The 15,766-nt window shown below is 71.1% G+C and carries 13 protein-coding genes; 10 read left to right on the forward strand and 3 right to left on the reverse strand.

Annotated elements, in window-relative coordinates; genetic code table 11:
* Nucleotides 1–94: 94 nt before the first annotated feature.
* Nucleotides 95–358: a zf-TFIIB domain-containing protein gene (locus LRP67_RS14745; RefSeq protein ID WP_231270915.1), complete on the forward strand. Its 264-nt coding sequence runs from the start codon at nt 95–97 to the stop codon at nt 356–358.
* Nucleotides 359–560: 202 nt separating this feature from the next.
* Here LRP67_RS14745 and LRP67_RS14750 read toward each other — a convergent pair whose 3' ends face one another.
* The gene (locus LRP67_RS14750) at nt 561–2,087 is read right to left on the reverse strand and encodes a UDP-N-acetylglucosamine 1-carboxyvinyltransferase (protein ID WP_231243451.1); all 1,527 of its coding nucleotides are present in this window, start codon (nt 2,085–2,087) and stop codon (nt 561–563) included.
* Nucleotides 2,088–2,180: 93 nt separating this feature from the next.
* On the opposite strand from LRP67_RS14750, the gene LRP67_RS14755 reads away from it, so the two are divergent.
* Entirely contained in the window at nt 2,181–3,197 is a 1,017-nt protein-coding gene (locus tag LRP67_RS14755; RefSeq protein ID WP_231270916.1) for a zinc-dependent alcohol dehydrogenase family protein, read from the forward strand.
* Between the two features lie 397 nt (nt 3,198–3,594).
* A complete protein-coding gene (locus LRP67_RS14760) occupies nt 3,595–4,365 on the forward strand; it encodes a phospholipase A2 (protein ID WP_231270917.1) in 771 nt (256 codons plus the stop codon).
* 12 nt (nt 4,366–4,377) lie between these two features.
* On the opposite strand, the gene LRP67_RS14765 is transcribed toward LRP67_RS14760, so the two are convergent.
* Nucleotides 4,378–4,833 (reverse strand): VanZ family protein, encoded by a 456-nt coding sequence (locus LRP67_RS14765; protein ID WP_231270918.1) that lies wholly within the window; start codon nt 4,831–4,833, stop codon nt 4,378–4,380.
* A 168-nt stretch (nt 4,834–5,001) separates the two neighbouring features.
* On the opposite strand from LRP67_RS14765, the gene LRP67_RS14770 reads away from it, so the two are divergent.
* Nucleotides 5,002–7,359, forward strand: coding sequence for an excinuclease ABC subunit UvrA (locus LRP67_RS14770; protein ID WP_231270919.1), 2,358 nt, complete (start codon nt 5,002–5,004; stop codon nt 7,357–7,359).
* A gap of 281 nt (nt 7,360–7,640) precedes the next feature.
* Here the strand turns inward: LRP67_RS14770 and LRP67_RS14775 are convergent, their stop codons facing one another.
* On the reverse strand, nt 7,641–8,369 hold the full coding sequence (locus LRP67_RS14775; protein WP_231270920.1) for a VOC family protein: 729 nt from the start codon (nt 8,367–8,369) through the stop codon (nt 7,641–7,643).
* A 110-nt stretch (nt 8,370–8,479) separates the two neighbouring features.
* On the opposite strand from LRP67_RS14775, the gene LRP67_RS14780 reads away from it, so the two are divergent.
* From LRP67_RS14780 to LRP67_RS14805, 6 genes are read left to right on the forward strand one after another with little or no spacing between them, the layout of a single operon-like run.
* Nucleotides 8,480–9,532 (forward strand): LacI family DNA-binding transcriptional regulator, encoded by a 1,053-nt coding sequence (locus LRP67_RS14780; RefSeq protein ID WP_231270921.1) that lies wholly within the window; start codon nt 8,480–8,482, stop codon nt 9,530–9,532.
* On the forward strand, nt 9,529–10,809 hold the full coding sequence (locus LRP67_RS14785) for an extracellular solute-binding protein (RefSeq protein ID WP_231270922.1): 1,281 nt from the start codon (nt 9,529–9,531) through the stop codon (nt 10,807–10,809). Before LRP67_RS14780 ends, LRP67_RS14785 begins: the two co-directional genes overlap by 4 nt.
* Before the next feature lie 9 nt (nt 10,810–10,818).
* A complete protein-coding gene (locus LRP67_RS14790) occupies nt 10,819–11,772 on the forward strand; it encodes a carbohydrate ABC transporter permease (protein ID WP_231270923.1) in 954 nt (317 codons plus the stop codon).
* 1 nt (nt 11,773) lies between these two features.
* Complete coding sequence (locus LRP67_RS14795) at nt 11,774–12,658, forward strand: carbohydrate ABC transporter permease (RefSeq protein WP_231270924.1); 885 nt, start codon at nt 11,774–11,776, stop codon at nt 12,656–12,658.
* A gap of 34 nt (nt 12,659–12,692) precedes the next feature.
* A complete protein-coding gene (locus tag LRP67_RS14800; protein WP_231270925.1) occupies nt 12,693–14,738 on the forward strand; it encodes a hypothetical protein in 2,046 nt (681 codons plus the stop codon).
* A 43-nt stretch (nt 14,739–14,781) separates the two neighbouring features.
* Entirely contained in the window at nt 14,782–15,735 is a 954-nt protein-coding gene (locus LRP67_RS14805) for a glycoside hydrolase family 130 protein (protein WP_231270926.1), read from the forward strand.
* Nucleotides 15,736–15,766: the final 31 nt, after the last annotated feature.

Here is a 15,766-nt window from a genome sequence, read left to right on the forward strand (position 1 = left end):
GCCCCGGCCCCGCGGGGAGGTGGGTGTCGGGACCAGCTGGCAGTATCTCGGCGCGCGTCCGCCACCCATGCCGGCGCAGGTCTACCGTCGGAGCATGGAGACCTTGAGCTGTCCTCGCTGCGGTGCGGAGATGGTGTCGCGAGGGCTCGGTGACGGCGAGGTGAGCCAGTGCCCCGACGGGCACGGCGTCTTCCTCTCGCGTGCCGACCTCGGCGCCCTGACCGAGTCCGAGCTCGACTGGCACCGGCACGCCGGCCAGCACACCGCCCCGCTGCCGCGGATCACGGCGGACATGGCGCAGGCGCCCGTCTCCTCCCGCCCGCCGGCCCGCGCGTGGGTCGAGACGCTGTTCGACTGAGTCGGTGCGCGCGTCGCGCCCGTGGTTTGGTCACAAACCGCAGGCTGCGACGGCTCGGATCTGCGGTTTGTGACCAAACCGCGACTCAGCCGGCCGCACGGCGTCACGCGCCCCGAGGTACGTGGTTTGGTCACAAACCGCGGTCCGGACCGGCCGGGATCTGCGGTTTGTGACCAAACCGCAGACCGTCGCGGCAGAGGCCTCAGATGTCGCGGAAGGTGTCGATGGAGGCGCCGAGCTGGTTGAGGCGCTCGGCGAGGTCCTCGTAGCCGCGGTGGATGACGTAGGTGCCGCGCAGGACAGAGGTGCCGCGGGAGGCGAGCATCGCCAGGAGCACCACGACGGCGGGCCGGAGGGCCGGAGGGCACATGAGCTCGGCACCGGTCCAGTGCGTCGGGCCCTCGATCATGACCCGGTGCGGGTCGAGCAGCTGGACGTGGCCGCCCAGCTTGTTGAGGTCGGTGAGGTAGATGGCGCGGTTGTCGTAGACCCAGTCGTGCAGGTAGGTCTGACCCTCGGCGGTGGCCGCGATGACCGCGAAGAACGGCAGGTTGTCGATGTTGAGGCCCGGGAAGGGCATCGGGTGGATCTTGTCGAGCGGGGCGTGCAGCTCAGAGGGCCGGGTCGTGAGGTCGACCAGCCGGGTGGCGCCGTTGGCCGCGACGTACTCCTCGGTCCGCTCGTAGCTGAACCCCATCTCCTCGAGCAGGGCCAGCTCGATCTCGAGGAACTCGATCGGGACGCGGCGGATCGTGATCGACGACTTCGTGACGATCGCGGCGGCCAGGAGCGACATCGCCTCGATCGGGTCCTCGCTGGGGGAGTAGTCGACGTCGACGTCGATGACGGACTTGCCGGTGACGGTGAGGGTCGTGGTGCCGATGCCCTCGACCTCGACGCCGAGACGCTGCAGGTAGAAGCACAGGTCCTGGACCATGTAGTTGGACGAGGCGTTGCGGATGATCGTGGTCCCGGGGTGCAGCGCGGCGGCCATGAGCGCGTTCTCGGTGACGGTGTCACCACGCTCGGTGAGGACGATCGGTCGCCCCGGCTCGATGGCGCGGTTGACCTGGGCGTGGTACGAGCCCTCGGTCGCCTTGACCTCGAGGCCGAAGGGCCGCAGCGCCGACATGTGCGGCTCGACGGTGCGGGTGCCGAGGTTGCAGCCGCCGGCGTACGGCAGGTCGAAGGCGTCGGAGCGGTGCAGCAGCGGGCCGAGGAACATGATGATCGAGCGGGTACGGCGGGCCGCCTCCTCGTCGATGTGACCGAGGTCGAGCTCCTTGGGCGGGATGATCTCGAGGTCGTTCTGGTCGTTGAGCCACTTGGTCTGCACGCCCAGGCTGTTGAGCACCTCGAGCAGCCGGTTCACCTCCTCGATGCGCGCTACCTTGCGCAGCGTGGTGCGGCCACGGTTGAGCAGCGTGGCGCACAGGAGCGCGACGCCGGCGTTCTTCGAGGTCTTGACGTCGATGCTGCCCGACAGGGTGGTCGGGCCCGTCACGCGCAGGTGCGTCGGTCCGGCGCCGAGCGCCACGATCTCGGAGTCCAGGGCCTCGCCGATGCGGGCCAGCATCTCCAGGGAGAGGTTCTGGTGGCCCTTCTCGATCCGGTTGATCGCGCTCTGGCTCGTGTTGAGCAGCGCGGCCAGCTGGTGCTGGGTGAGGCCGCGGTGCTTGCGTGCGTCGCGGATCAGATGACCGATCCGGCCCTTGTAGTCCAATGCCATGTTTTCCAAGGTAACTCACATGTGAGATAACGCAAACCACCGGCGCGACGGCGGGTCGTGGGGCCGGCCCGGGCCAGTGCGAGGATGGCACACATGCGCGCCACCACCATCCACGGACCCGGTGACATCCGTGTCTCGCAGGTCCCCGACCCGGTCCTCACCAGCCCCACCGACGCCATCGTCAAGGTCACCGCGGGCTGCATCTGCGGCTCGGACCTGTGGCCCTACCGCGGCGAGAACGACATCACGCCCGGCGCCACCATCGGCCACGAGTGCATCGGCGTGGTGGAGGAGGTGGGCTCGGAGGTGGCGTCCTTCCGTCCGGGCGACTTCGTCATCGTCCCGTTCTGCCACTGTGACAACACCTGCGCTCACTGCGAGGCCGGCGTGCAGTCGGCCTGCAGCAACCTGAGCATGACCACGAGCGGCCAGGGGGAGTACGCGCTGGTCGGCCAGGCGGAGGGCAGCCTGGTCAAGCTCGACGGCGAGCCCGACCCGGCCCTCGTGCCGTCCCTGCTGGCGCTCTCCGACGTGATGCCCACCGGGTGGCACGCGGCCGTCGCCGCCGGTGTCCCCGAGGGCGGCACGGTCGTCGTCGTGGGGGACGGCGCCGTCGGGCTGTGCGGCGTCCTGGCCGCGTCGGTCATGGGGGCCGAGAGGGTCATCGCCATGTCGCGCCACGAGTCGCGCCAGCAGATCGCCACGGCCTTCGGCGCCACCCACCTGGTCGCCGCGCGCGGCAGGGAGGGCGCGGCGGAGGTCAAGGAGATCACCAGCGGGATCGGGGCCGACGCGGTGCTGGAGTGCGTCGGCACCGACGACGCGATGGGCACTGCCTTCGCCGTGGCCCGCCCGGGCGCGACGGTGGGCTTCGTCGGCGTCCCGCACGGCGTGGAGCTGCCCGTGCGCCGGATGTTCCAGAAGAACGTTGGTCTGCGCGGCGGCATGGCGCCGGTGCGGCGCTACCTCCCCGAGATGCTCGACCACGTGCTGGCCGGCCGGATGGAGCCCGGGCTGGTCTTCGACCTCACCCTGCCGCTCGCGCAGGCGGCCGACGGCTACCGCGCGATGGACGAGCGTCGCGCCGTCAAGGTGCTGCTGGAGCCCTGAGCGGCCCCGGCCGGGCCTCGGCTCAAGGGTTCAGGCTCGGGCGAGCGCGCGCGCGGGCGGCGCGGCGAGCGGCGCGCACTCGCAGGAGTCGCTGCACGCGAGGAAGGTGTGCCTCGCGTGCCCGCACCGAGCGCACGGCATGTCGTGGCTGAGCTGGTGAGTGCTGCTCGGAACGGTGTCCCACATGATGTCGTCGCCCCCGTGAAGTCGTTGCCCACGACGCTACGTGCTGACGGCCGGGGCCTGGGGCCGATTCGCGCGGGCTAGTCCGAAATGACTAGGGGAAATGGCCCGTCGGCATGGCGGGGGCGAGGCGGCCGTGGGACTAGCGTCCAACCACACCCAAGGGATTCGGCTCGGGGGGCGTCGGTCCTGTCATGTCTCGGAAGGACCCCCCATGAAGCGTCTCCTGCTGACCACTCTGGCCGCCCTCACCTGCCTGGCCGGCGCGTGGCCGCCCGCGCCCGTCCAGGCAGCCGGCCCGGCCCCCGCCGCGGCGTACACCCAGTCCCAGCTGCGCGCCCGCGCCAACACGCTGATGTTCGACATGACGCTGGCGCAGTTCATGCGCGTCAAGAACACCGCCAAGTCGGGCATCGACACGCAGTTCGACTGGACCGACGACGGCTGCAGCGGGCCGCCCAACCCGTTCTCCGACAACTTCCGGCGCTCCTGCGTGCGCCACGACTTCGGCTTCCGCAACTACGGCAACGGCCTGCAGCTGCGGCCCTCGGAGCAGATGCGACTGCGGATCAACACCGCCTTCCGCGCCGACATGGACCGCCAATGCGACAACCAGGGCGACCCCAACGGCTGCGGCGCTGCGGTCGCGACGTACTTCCACTTCGTCAACGATCTCAACAACGGCGCGGCGGCGTTCTACGACGACACCTGCGACGTCGGCTACTTCTGCATGTACGACGACGACGATCGCGGCGGCTGGCGCGTCCAGCTCGCCCGGCGCTCGGCGGACTTCCACGACTTCGCCGGCGGCGACCTCAACGACAACGTGAAGTCGGTCTGGAACCGCGAGCCCGGCGCCTGGCGCGTCTACGAGGACCCGGGCTACGGCGGCAGCACTCGCTGCGTGGCTGCCGGCGCCGTCGAGGACTTCGGCAGCTTCGACGGGCTCAACGACGAGCTGAGCGCGGCCAGGCCGGGCTGCTGAGCCGCCCGCCCGTCACGCGACCCCGGCGGCGCGTCGGCGTCGTGCGCGGCGCCGCCGGAGCGTGGCGGGCAGGGTGAGCACCAGGGCGACCACGATCCCGATCAGCCCGCCCAGGGTGTTGGCGATCAGGTCGCGGTCGTCGGAGACTCGGCCGGGGATCTGCTGCTGCACCGTCTCGATGAACGACGTCAGCAGGAACGCGCCGATGGCGGCCAGCCACCACTGCCCGGCGCCGAACAGGAGCAGCAGGAACATCCCGATCGGCACGAACAGGGCGATGTTGGCCAGGAACTCCAGCCGGTTGTAGTCGATCGACTCGGCGTAGCCGCGCCGGTGCAGCGCCTCGAGGGCCCGGATGATCAGATCCTGGTCGTCGGGGCCGATCGGCTGCGGCGTCAGGGTGAGCCAGGCGACGAAGACCAGGTAGCCACCGGTCAGCAGGCTCAGGAAGGGGTGTCGGTGCAGCACCCCGCCAGTGTGCCGGTGATGAGCGAACACCGCCGTCCGACGTACGGCGCGAGAGCGTGCGATGTCACACACTCTCGCCTGGCCGCGTCAGCGATGAGGACGACCGGGGTCACCGGTCAGCCCTAGTCTGGGCGCCGCGCCCGAGCCGGCACGACCGAGGGAGAACCCATGAGCACCCACCCCGCCGACCGTCACGACCTCATCCGCGTGGAGGGCGCGCGGGTCAACAACCTGCGTGACCTCAGCGTGGAGCTCCCCAAGCGCCGACTGACGGTGTTCACCGGTGTCTCCGGCTCCGGCAAGAGCTCGCTGGTGTTCGCGACCATCGCGGCCGAGTCCCAGCGGATGATCAACGAGACCTACAGCGCGTTCCTGCAGGGCTTCATGCCGACGCTGACCCGCCCGGAGGTCGACCTGCTCGAGGGCCTGACGACGGCGATCATCGTCGACCAGGAGCGCATGGGTGCCAACCCCCGCTCCACCGTCGGCACCGCGACCGACGCCAACGCCATGCTGCGCATCCTTTTCAGCCGCCTGGGCAGGCCGTACGTCGGTCCGCCGACGGCGTACTCGTTCAACGTGCCGACCCGCAAGGCCAGCGGGGTGATGAGCACGGACAAGGGCGGACGGGTGGAGAAGAGCGTCGTCAAGGACGAGGTCTACCTCGGCGGCATGTGCCCTCGGTGCGAGGGCATGGGCCACGTCAGCGACATCGACCTCACCGCGCTCTACGACGAGTCCCAGTCGCTGAGTCAGGGGGCACTGACGATCCCCGGCTACTCGATGGACGGGTGGTACGGGCGCCTCTTCGAGGGCGCCGGGCTGCCGATGGACAAGCCGATCGTGAAGTTCACCAAGAAGCAGCTCGACACGTTGCTCTACGCCGAGCCGACCAAGATCAAGGTCGAGGGCGTCAACCTGACCCACGAGGGGATCATCCCCAGGATCCAGAAGTCGATGCTGTCCAAGGACCCCGAGGCCATGCAGCCGCACGTGCGGCGCTTCGTCGAGCGGGCCGTCACGTTCCAGACCTGCCCCGAGTGCGAGGGCACGCGGCTGACCAAGGAGGTGTTGCGGTCCAAGATCCAGGGCAAGAGCATCGCGGACCTCTGCCGGATGCAGATCAGCGACCTGGCCCCCTGGGTAAGCGCGCTCGACGAGCCGTCGGTCGCACCGCTGCTGAAGGGGCTGCGCCACCTGCTCGACTCGTTCACCGAGATCGGGCTGGGCTACCTCTCGCTCGACCGGCCCGCCGGCACGCTGTCGGGGGGAGAGGCCCAGCGCACCAAGATGATCCGGCACCTCGGGTCGTCCCTCACCGACGTCACCTACGTCTTCGACGAGCCGACCATCGGTCTGCACCCCCACGACATCGAGCGGATGAACCAGCTGCTGCTCCAGCTGCGCGACAAGGGCAACACCGTGCTCGTGGTCGAGCACAAGCCGGAGACGATCGCCATCGCCGACCACGTCGTCGACCTGGGACCGGGAGCAGGCTCCGGCGGCGGCGAGGTGTGCTTCGAAGGGAGCGTGGAGGGACTGCGGACCAGTGACACCGTCACCGGCCGGCACCTGGACGACCGGGCAGTGCTCAAGGAGGGGGTGCGTGAGCCCACCGGGGCCCTGGAGGTCCGGGGTGCCGCCACCCACAACCTGCGCGACGTCGACGTCGACGTGCCGCTCGGCGTGCTGTGCGTGGTCACGGGCGTCGCCGGGTCGGGCAAGAGCTCGCTGATCCACGGCTCGGTCGCGCAGCGCGAGGGCGTCGTGGTGATCGACCAGGGCGCGATCAAGGGCTCACGTCGCAGCAACCCGGCGACGTACACCGGACTGCTGGAGCCGATCCGCAAGGCCTTCGCGAAGGCGAACGGCGTCAAGCCCGCCCTCTTCAGCTCCAACTCCGAGGGCGCCTGCCAGACCTGCAACGGCGCCGGCGTGATCTTCACCGAGCTCGGCGTCATGGCGACCGTCGAGTCGCCATGCGAGGAGTGCGAGGGCAGACGCTTCCAGGCCGCCGTGCTCGAGTACACGCTGGGCGGGAGGAACATCGCCGACGTCCTGGCGATGTCGGTGGCCGAGGCCGAGGAATTCTTCGCCGACGGCGAGGCCAAGACCCCGGCGGCCCACAAGGTCCTGGAGCGGCTCGAGGACGTCGGCCTGGGCTATCTCAAACTCGGGCAGCCGCTCACGACCCTCTCCGGCGGCGAGCGGCAACGTCTGAAGCTGGCCACGCAGATGGCCGAGAGGGGCGATGTCTACGTCCTCGACGAGCCCACCACCGGCCTGCACCTCGCCGACGTCGCGAACCTGCTCGGCCTGCTCGACCGGCTCGTCGACTCCGGCAAGTCGGTGATCGTGATCGAGCACCACCAGGCCGTGATGGCGCACGCAGACTGGATCATCGACCTGGGACCCGGCGCGGGCCACGACGGGGGCACGGTCGTCTTCGAGGGCGCCCCGGTGGACCTGGTCGCCGGGCGCTCGACGCTCACCGGCGAGCACCTGGCGGCGTACGTCGGGGCCTAGGCCGGCGGGCCAAGCACCGTCTCGACGAGCCGGGGGGCCGCGTGGCGGCCAGCGGCCGGTCGATCATCACCCGGCGGTAGACGACCGCGCCCGGGCTCGGGCAGCGCCACGAGGGTGCCGCGACACCGTTCGGCGTAACCGGACCTTCGGGAACGTGCGGTTTGGTCACAAACCACAGGTTCGACGGGTGCCAGCCTGCGGTTTGTGACCAAACCGCAGGCTTTCGTGGCCCTGCGGCGCCGCGCCGCAGGCGGACGCCTCGACGGCACCTCCGCGGCCTGTCAGCGCGGCGCCTTGACGCAGAACTCGTTGCCGTCGGGATCGGCCATCACCACCCAGTCGACGTCTCCCTGCCCTATGTCGATGCGGGTGGCACCCAGCGAGAGCAGCCGGTCGACGGCCGCGTGCTGGTCACCGCCGGGAGGCGGGACCAGGTCGAAGTGCAGCCGGTTCTTGCCGGGCCTCGGGTCGATGGGGGGACCGCCCCAGGTGATCTTGGGGCCGCCCCGGGGTGAGCGGATGGCGGTCTCCTGGTCCTGGTCCCAGACCAGCGGCCAGTCCAGCGCCCGGCTCCAGAAGTAGCCGACCTCCTGGGTGCCGTCGCTGGCGAGCGCGCCGATGAACCCGCCGTCGGCGAGGAAGCTGTTGCCCGGCTCGATCACGTCGAACTCGTTGCCCTCGGGGTCGCCGAGCACCACATGCGTGGCATCGGGGCCCTGCCCGATGTCGAGGCGGCGGGCGCCGAGGGCGAGGGCGCGCGCCACGGTGCGGTCCTGGTCCTCGAGCGACGTGCTGGTCAGGTCGAAGTGCATCTGGTTGGGGACGGACTTGGGCCGGTCGGCCGGCTGGAAGCGGAGGCGGAAGCCGGTGTCGTCGTCGGGCAGCAACGCGAGCGCCTCGGGGTCGTCGGGATCGTTGGTGGTCTCCCATCCGAGGAATGCGGCCCAGAAGGTGGCCAGCGCCGCCGGGTCGTCGGCGTCGAAGGTGAGCGCATGCAACTCTGGCGTCATCTCGTGGACGCTAGGCGGCCCAGGCGGGCGGCACAAGCCGATTTCCCGTGGGGGCAAAGCCTCCCCGTCCACCCTTGACCGGCCCGTCCTAAACCGGTTTAGTGACGTGCGTGACACCTCGTCCCACCATCAACGACGTCGCCCGCAAGGCCGGCGTGTCGAAGGGCGCGGTGTCGTTCGCGTTCAACGACCGCCCCGGGATCGCTCCGGAGACCCGGGAGCGGATCCTGGAGACCGCTCGTGCGATGGGCTGGACGCCGAGCTCGCGGGCGAGGGCGCTCTCGGTGTCCCGGGCGCTCGCGGTGGGGATGGTGATCGCCCGGCCCCCGGAGACGCTGCGCGCGGACCCGTTCTTCCCCTCCTTCATCGCCGGGGTGGAGAGCGTGCTGGCCGAGAGCGGCTACGCGCTGCTGCTGCAGCTGGTCCCCGAGGACGACGAGGGCCACGCCTCCTACCGGCGCCTCGCCGAGCAGGGGCGCGTCGACGGCGTCCTGCTCACCGACCTCCACGTCGACGACACCCGCCCGGCGCTGCTCGCCGAGGTGGATCTTCCGGCGGTGGTCGTCGGCCCCGACCTGGGGGAGGGGCTGTGGCCCGCGGTCGGGGTCGACGACGGCCCCGGAATCGCAGCGGTCGTGGAGCACCTGGTGTCGCTGGGCCACACGCACATCGCCCACGTCGGCGGACCCGCGGTCATGGTCCACGGCCGGTCCCGCCGCGACGCGTGGGCGGCCGCCCTCGCAGACGCCGGCCTGGCTCCGGGGCCGTTCGTCGAGTCGGACTTCTCCGCCGAGGGCGGCGCCGCCGCGACGACGTCCCTGCTGGACCTCGCCGAGCCGCCCACCGCGGTGGTCTACGCCAACGACCTGATGGCGATGGCCGGCCTGGCCGTGGCGGTCGCCCGCGGCATCGACGTGCCCGGACGGCTCTCGATCGCCGGGTACGACGACACCGAGCTCGCCGCCTACCTGCAACCGCCCCTCACGACCGTCACGACCGACGTCACCGGCTGGGGCCGCGCGGCCGCCACCCGGCTGCTCGACCTGGTCGAGCAGCGCCGGCCCACCGAGCCCGTCCTCAGCACACCCCGCCTGGTGGTGCGGGGCTCCACCGGACCGGCGCCGCACGACGTACCCGACAGCTCGACCAAGGAGAGACCATGAAGACGAAGACGATGGCGGCGACGCTCGGTGCGCTGGCGCTCACGGTGGCGGCGTGCGGGGGAGACGGGGAGGGGTCCTCGGGCAACGACGACCGCGGCCCGATCAAGGTCTGGCTCTCGAACAACCCCGAGGAGATCGCCTGGGGCGAGGCGATGGTGAAGGCCTGGAACGACGCGCACCCCGACGAGGAGATCGAGGCCCAGGAGGTCCCTGCCGGCCAGAGCTCCGAGGAGGTCATCGGCGCCGCGATCACCGCCGGCAACGCGCCGTGCCTGGTCTTCAACACCTCGCCCGCGGCCGTGCCGCAGTTCCAGAAGCAGGGCGGGCTGGTGGCACTCGATGCCTTCGACGGCGGAGCCGACTACGTCGAGGAGCGGTCGGGGGAGGTCGCCGAGCAGTACCAGTCGCCGGACGGGCAGTTCTACCAGATCCCGTGGAAGGCCAACCCGGTCATGATCTTCTACAACAAGGCCCTGATGAAGAAGGCGGGCGTCGACCCGGAGGACCCGCCGCTCGCGACCTACGACGAGTTCCTCGCCACCAGCAGGAAGATCGTCGAAAGCGGCGCCGCCCAGGCGGCCATCTGGCCGGCACCCACGAGCGAGTTCTTCCAGTCGTGGTTCGACTTCTACCCGCTCTACGCCGCCGAGACCGGCGGCGCGCAGCTGGTCGAGGACGACCAGGCCACCTTCGAGTCCGAGGAGGGTCAGGCCGTGGCCGACTTCTGGGCCACGATGTACGAGGACGGGCTGGCCCAGCAGGAGGTCTACAACGGCGACGCTTTCGCGGACGGCAAGGCCGCGATGTCCATCGTCGGGCCGTGGGCCATCGCGGTCTACGGGGAGTCGGTGGACTGGGGCGCCGTGCCCGTCCCGACCTCCCAGGGCACACCCGCCGAGGAGACCTACACGTTCTCCGACGCCAAGAACATCGCCCTGTACTCGGCCTGCGAGAACCAGGGCACCGCCTACGACGTGCTCGAGTTCGCGACCAGCGAGGAGCAGGACGGGGCGCTCCTGGAGACGACCGGACAGATGCCGATGCGCGAGGACCTGGCCGGCACCTACCCGGAGTACTTCGCGGAGCACCCCGAGTACGAGGCCTTCGCCGACCAGGCATCCCGCACCGTCGAGGTGCCGAACGTGCCCAACTCCATTGAGATCTGGCAGGCCTTCCGAGACGCCTACAGCTCGTCGGTGATCTTCGCCGAGGAGCCGGTCGACGACGCACTGGGCGGAGCCGCCGGCGAGGTCACGGACCTGGCCGGACAGGGCTAGGCGAGCCGCGTGAGCACGCTGCAGGCGCCGCCCGAGGCACCGCCCCCGTCGAGGGCGACGCGTCCGTCGAAGGCGGCGCCCTCCTGGGTCGCCAGCCTCGTGGGGCGCCACCCCGTGGGGATCGTGCTGGCGGCGCCGTACGCCGTGTTCCTCGCCCTCGTCTTCGCCTGGCCGCTGTGCCTCGCGGTGTGGATCAGCTTCCACGACTACTTCTTCGCCGCGCCGGGGGCCGAGGTGGAGCGGCCGTTCGTCGGTCTCGACAACTACCGCACGGTGCTCTCCGACCCGGACGTGCGCGAGTCGCTGGTCAACGTCGGCGTCTTCCTGGTCATCAACGTGCCGCTGACGGTGGTGCTGGCGCTGGTCCTCGCCACCGCGCTCAACGGCGCGATCCGGGGGCGCACGTTCCTGCGGGTGGCCTACTACGTCCCCTACGTCGCCGCCAGCGTGGCGCTGGTGGCGGTCTGGCTCTTCCTGTTCAGCAGCGACGGGATGGTCAACCAGATTCTGGGGCCGCTGGCTCCGGACCCCTCCTGGCTGGTCAACAGCACGCTGGCGATGCCGGTCATCGCGCTCTTCGTCACCTGGAAGCAGCTGGGGTTCTTCATCCTGCTCTACCTCGCCGCGCTGCAGAACGTCCCGAAGGAGCTCTACGAGTCGGCGTCCACCGACGGCGCGTCGAGGTTCCGCTCGTTCCTGCACGTCACCGTGCCGGGGGTGCGGCCGGCCACGCTGCTGGTGGTGATCCTGGCGACGATCACCGGCGCCAACCTCTTCACCGAGCCCTACCTGCTCACCAACGGCGGCGGACCCAACGGGGCGTCCACCTCCCCGGTGCTGCTGATGTACCAGCGCGGGATCGAGCAGGGCAACCCGGACACGGCGGCCGCGATCGGCGTGATCCTGGTGATCCTCGTGCTGGTGATCTCGCTCGTGAACCGCCGCCTGCTGGAGAGGGACTGACGTGGCCCACGCAGACGTACCGTCCGCAACTCGAGCCACCGGGGCGACCGGCGAGCGGAGCCGGGGGAGGAGGGTCCTACGCCACCTGGTCCTCTACGCCGGCGCGCTGGTCTTCCTCTTCCCCTTCTACTACATGGTGGTCGGGTCCCTGCAGAAGGAGCCCGACACCTCGCTCGGGGGCGCGTTCCCCACCGGGGGCTTCACCCTGGACAACTACACCCAGATCAACGAGCGGGTCGACCTCGTGCAGTCGCTGGTCAACTCCGGCATCTTCACCGGCGGGGTGCTGCTCGGCACGGTCGTGTTCGGCGTCCTGGCCGGCTACGCCCTGGCCCGCCTCGAGTTCCGCGGGCAGGGCACGCTGTTCGCGACGATGCTCATGGTGCAGATCATCCCGTTCCAGCTGCTGATCATCCCGATCTACGTGATGATCGTGCGCAACTACGGGCTGGCCGACAGCTACCTGGGGATGATCCTGCCGTTCGCGATCAACTCCACCGCGGTGTTCATCTTCCGCCAGTTCTTCCGCCAACTGCCCGAGGACCTGTTCTCCGCGGCACGCCTGGACGGCGCCAGCGAGCTGCGCATCCTATGGTCGGTCGCCCTCCCGCTGGTCCGGCCCGCCCTGGTCACGGCGGTCCTGCTCACCTTCATCGGCCCCTGGAACGAGTTCCTGTGGCCGTTCCTGGTCACCAAGGACACCGGCATGCAGCCGCTGGCGGTGTCCCTGGCCAACTACATCAGCAACGTCGCCGGCCGCGCGGCCAACCCCTACGGCGCGATCCTCGCCGGCTCCGTCGTGTTGGCGGCACCCGCGGTCGCCCTGTTCGTCGCCTTCCAGAAGCGGTTCACCTCCTCCGACCTCGGGTCGGGGGTCAAGGGGTGAGCCCCGACGCACGACCGACCCGCGAGGAGTCACGATGACCACACCGACGAAGGCCTCCGCGGCCCTGGCGGCGATCGCCACGCTGGCCACCCTCGCTGCGGTGCCGCCGGCCTCGGCCGAGGCGGCACCCGTCGCCCGGCCTGCGGCGACGCGGCTGACCAACCTCGACCACCTCGACTGGCTGAGCGTGAAGGTGGCGCCGCCCGCCCAGCCGCGACACACGACGTACCGCCTCGCAAAGGAGCCGGAGGTCGGCGTCCTGTGGACCTACGCCGAGCCCAACGGCGACGGCGGCTACCGCCACGTCGGCGGCGGTGACTACGACGCGGCCACCGACACCTGGGGGCAGGGCGCGTTCAACGCCGACGATGTCAGCCGCGCAGCGGTCGTCTACCTGCGCCACTGGCGACAGACCGGCGACGACGACAGCCGCGACCGTGCCTACGCGATGCTGCGCGGCCTCACCTACCTGCAGACCGCCAGCGGCCCCGACGCCGGCAACGTCGTCTTGTGGATGCAGCCCGACGGCACCCTCAACCCGAGCGCCGAGCCGGTCGAGCTCCCGGACCCCTCCGACAGCGACGCGTCGTACTGGGTGGCCCGGACGATCTGGGCGCTGGGGGAGGGGTACGCCGCCTTCGCCGGCGAGGACCGTGCGTTCGCGGCGTTCCTGCGCCGACGACTGCTGCTCTCGGTCGACGCAGTGCGGCGTCAGGTGCTCGACCGCTACGGCGACCGCCTGGTCGTCGACGGGCAGCGCGCCCCGGCCTGGCTGATCGCCGACGGAGCCGACGCCAGCGCCGAGGCCGTGCTCGGGCTCGCGGCGTACGTCGAGGCGGTGGGACGCGCCCGAGCGGGCCGCGCCCGCGCCGCCCTGGCCAAGCTCGCCGAGGGGGTCGCCATGCTGCGCGGGGGAGACGCCCGGACCTGGCCGTTCGGCGGCGTCCGCCCCTGGGCGCTGTCCCGCTCGCTCTGGCACGCCTGGGGCTCCCAGATGCCGGCCGCCCTGGCCCGTGCCTCTCGGGCGCTGGAAGACCCGAGGCTCGCCAGGGTCGCGGCCTCCGACTCGTTCGGCTTCGACCCCTGGCTGCTCACCTCCGGCGGCCCCGACAACGGGCGGATGCCCACCCGCGGCGACGCCTCCCAGATCGCCTACGGAGCAGACTCGCGACTGCAGTCGCTGCTCGCGACGCGCGACGCCACCGGACGGCGAGCCGCGGGCGACCTGGCCGGCGTCGTCGCGGCCTGGTACTTCGGGGCCAACCCGGCGGGTGAGCGGATGTACGACCCGGCCACGGGGCGCACCTTCGACGGCATCTCGGCCACCGGCGAGATCAACCGCAACTCCGGGGCCGAGTCCACGATCCACGGCCTGCTGTCGATGATCGCGCTCGACGCGCACCCGCGGATCCGGGCGGCCGCCCGGGTCGCGACGATCACCGGGCGACGCGGGACTCGCACGCTGGAGGCGGAGGACGCGTCACTGACGGGGGACGCGACGGTGCGGACCCCCGAGTCACTGTGGACCGGGGAGTCGCTCTACGGTGGCACGGGCTACGCCGCGCTCGGCGACGGCGGCACGGCACGCTTCGACGTACGGCGTCTCGGCCGGTCGCTGGTGCTGCCGGTGCTCGACCTGCGGCGCGGTAGCGACGCGGTGACCACGCTTCGCGCCGGCCGGACGGTGCTCGGCAAGGCCCACTCCGGCCGGGTCGGACGCCAGGGCGCCTCACCGGCCCCCGGCGCGCTCCTGCCGGTGACCATGCCGCGCCTGCTGTCCGCCGGCGCTACCCGGCTGACCGCCAGGACGGCGACCGACGGCGCCCCCGCCAGGCTGGACGCCGTCATGGTCGTGCCGGTCGTGTCCAGGCTGGTGCTGCGCAGCCGGGCCCACGGCACCGCCCTGTTGTCCAGCGTCTCGCGCCGCCCTGAGCGCGTCGTGGTCCGCGTGGCGGGTCGCGGCCGTGCGGTGGTGCGCTCCTACGACCGCCGCGGCGGGCTCGTGGCCCTGCGGTGGACCCGGGCGCGGGCGGTGCGGGTCGTCGTACCGGCCGGGGGATTCGCCCTGGTCGTGCGCTGAGCCCTCCGCCGGACCGCCGTACCGTCGACCTGCGAGGTGAGACATGAGCACGCACTTCCCGCTCGGCCCGTTCACGCCGTACGAGCGCAACCCGATCCTGCGTCCCCAGGGGGACGGCTGGGAGTCCGCCAGCGTCTACAACCCCGCGGCGGTGGTGCGCGACGGCCGGGTCGCGCTGCTCTACCGCGCCCACGCCGAGGACATCGTCTCCCACGTCGGCCTGGCGACCAGCGACGACGGCCTCCACTTCGAGCGGCACCCCGAGCCCGTGCTCTCGCCGAGCGAGGACTACGACCGCTACGGCGCCGAGGATCCGCGCGTCACCGAGGTGGACGGCACCTACTACCTCACCTACACCGGATGGGACCGGATCAACGCCCGGTTATGCCTGGCGACGTCGACGGACCTGGTGACCTGGACCAAGCACGGCGCGATGTTCGCCGACTTCAACACCTTCCTGCCACAGGGCAACGGCGTGCCCGGTCCGTGGAGCAAGGCCGGCGGGATCCTGGCCGAGCCGGTGGACGGGCGCTACCTCATGTACTTCGGGGAGGGGTCGATCTACTACGCCTGGTCCGAGGACCTGCTGCACTGGGAGCCGTGCTCTCAGGACGAGCCGGTGATGGTCCCCACGCCGGCCGGGACGTTCGGAGACTTCCTCGTGGAGGTGGGGCCCCCGCCGATCGTGACCGACAACGGCCTGATCCTGCTGATCCACAACGCGGCGGTGGCGTTCGACGACGGCACCGTGCGCTACACCGCCGGCCAGCTGCTGCTCGATCCGGCCGATCCCGGGACGATCCTCGCCGAGATGAAGCGTCCCTGGCTGGAGCCCTCGACGTACGAGGACCGGCACGGCCTGGTCTCCAACGTGACGTTCGTCGAGGGACTCGTCCACTTCAAGGACACGTGGTTCGCCTACTACGGCCAGAGCGACTCCACGCTGGGCGTGGCGACCTACCGCGTGGGGGATCGGTACTCAGCTGTCGGCCCCTGACCCTCCTGATCCCTGACCCGCCCGAGCGCCG

This window comes from Nocardioides sp. cx-169 (assembly GCF_021083605.1).
Lineage (GTDB): Bacteria > Actinomycetota > Actinomycetes > Propionibacteriales > Nocardioidaceae > Nocardioides.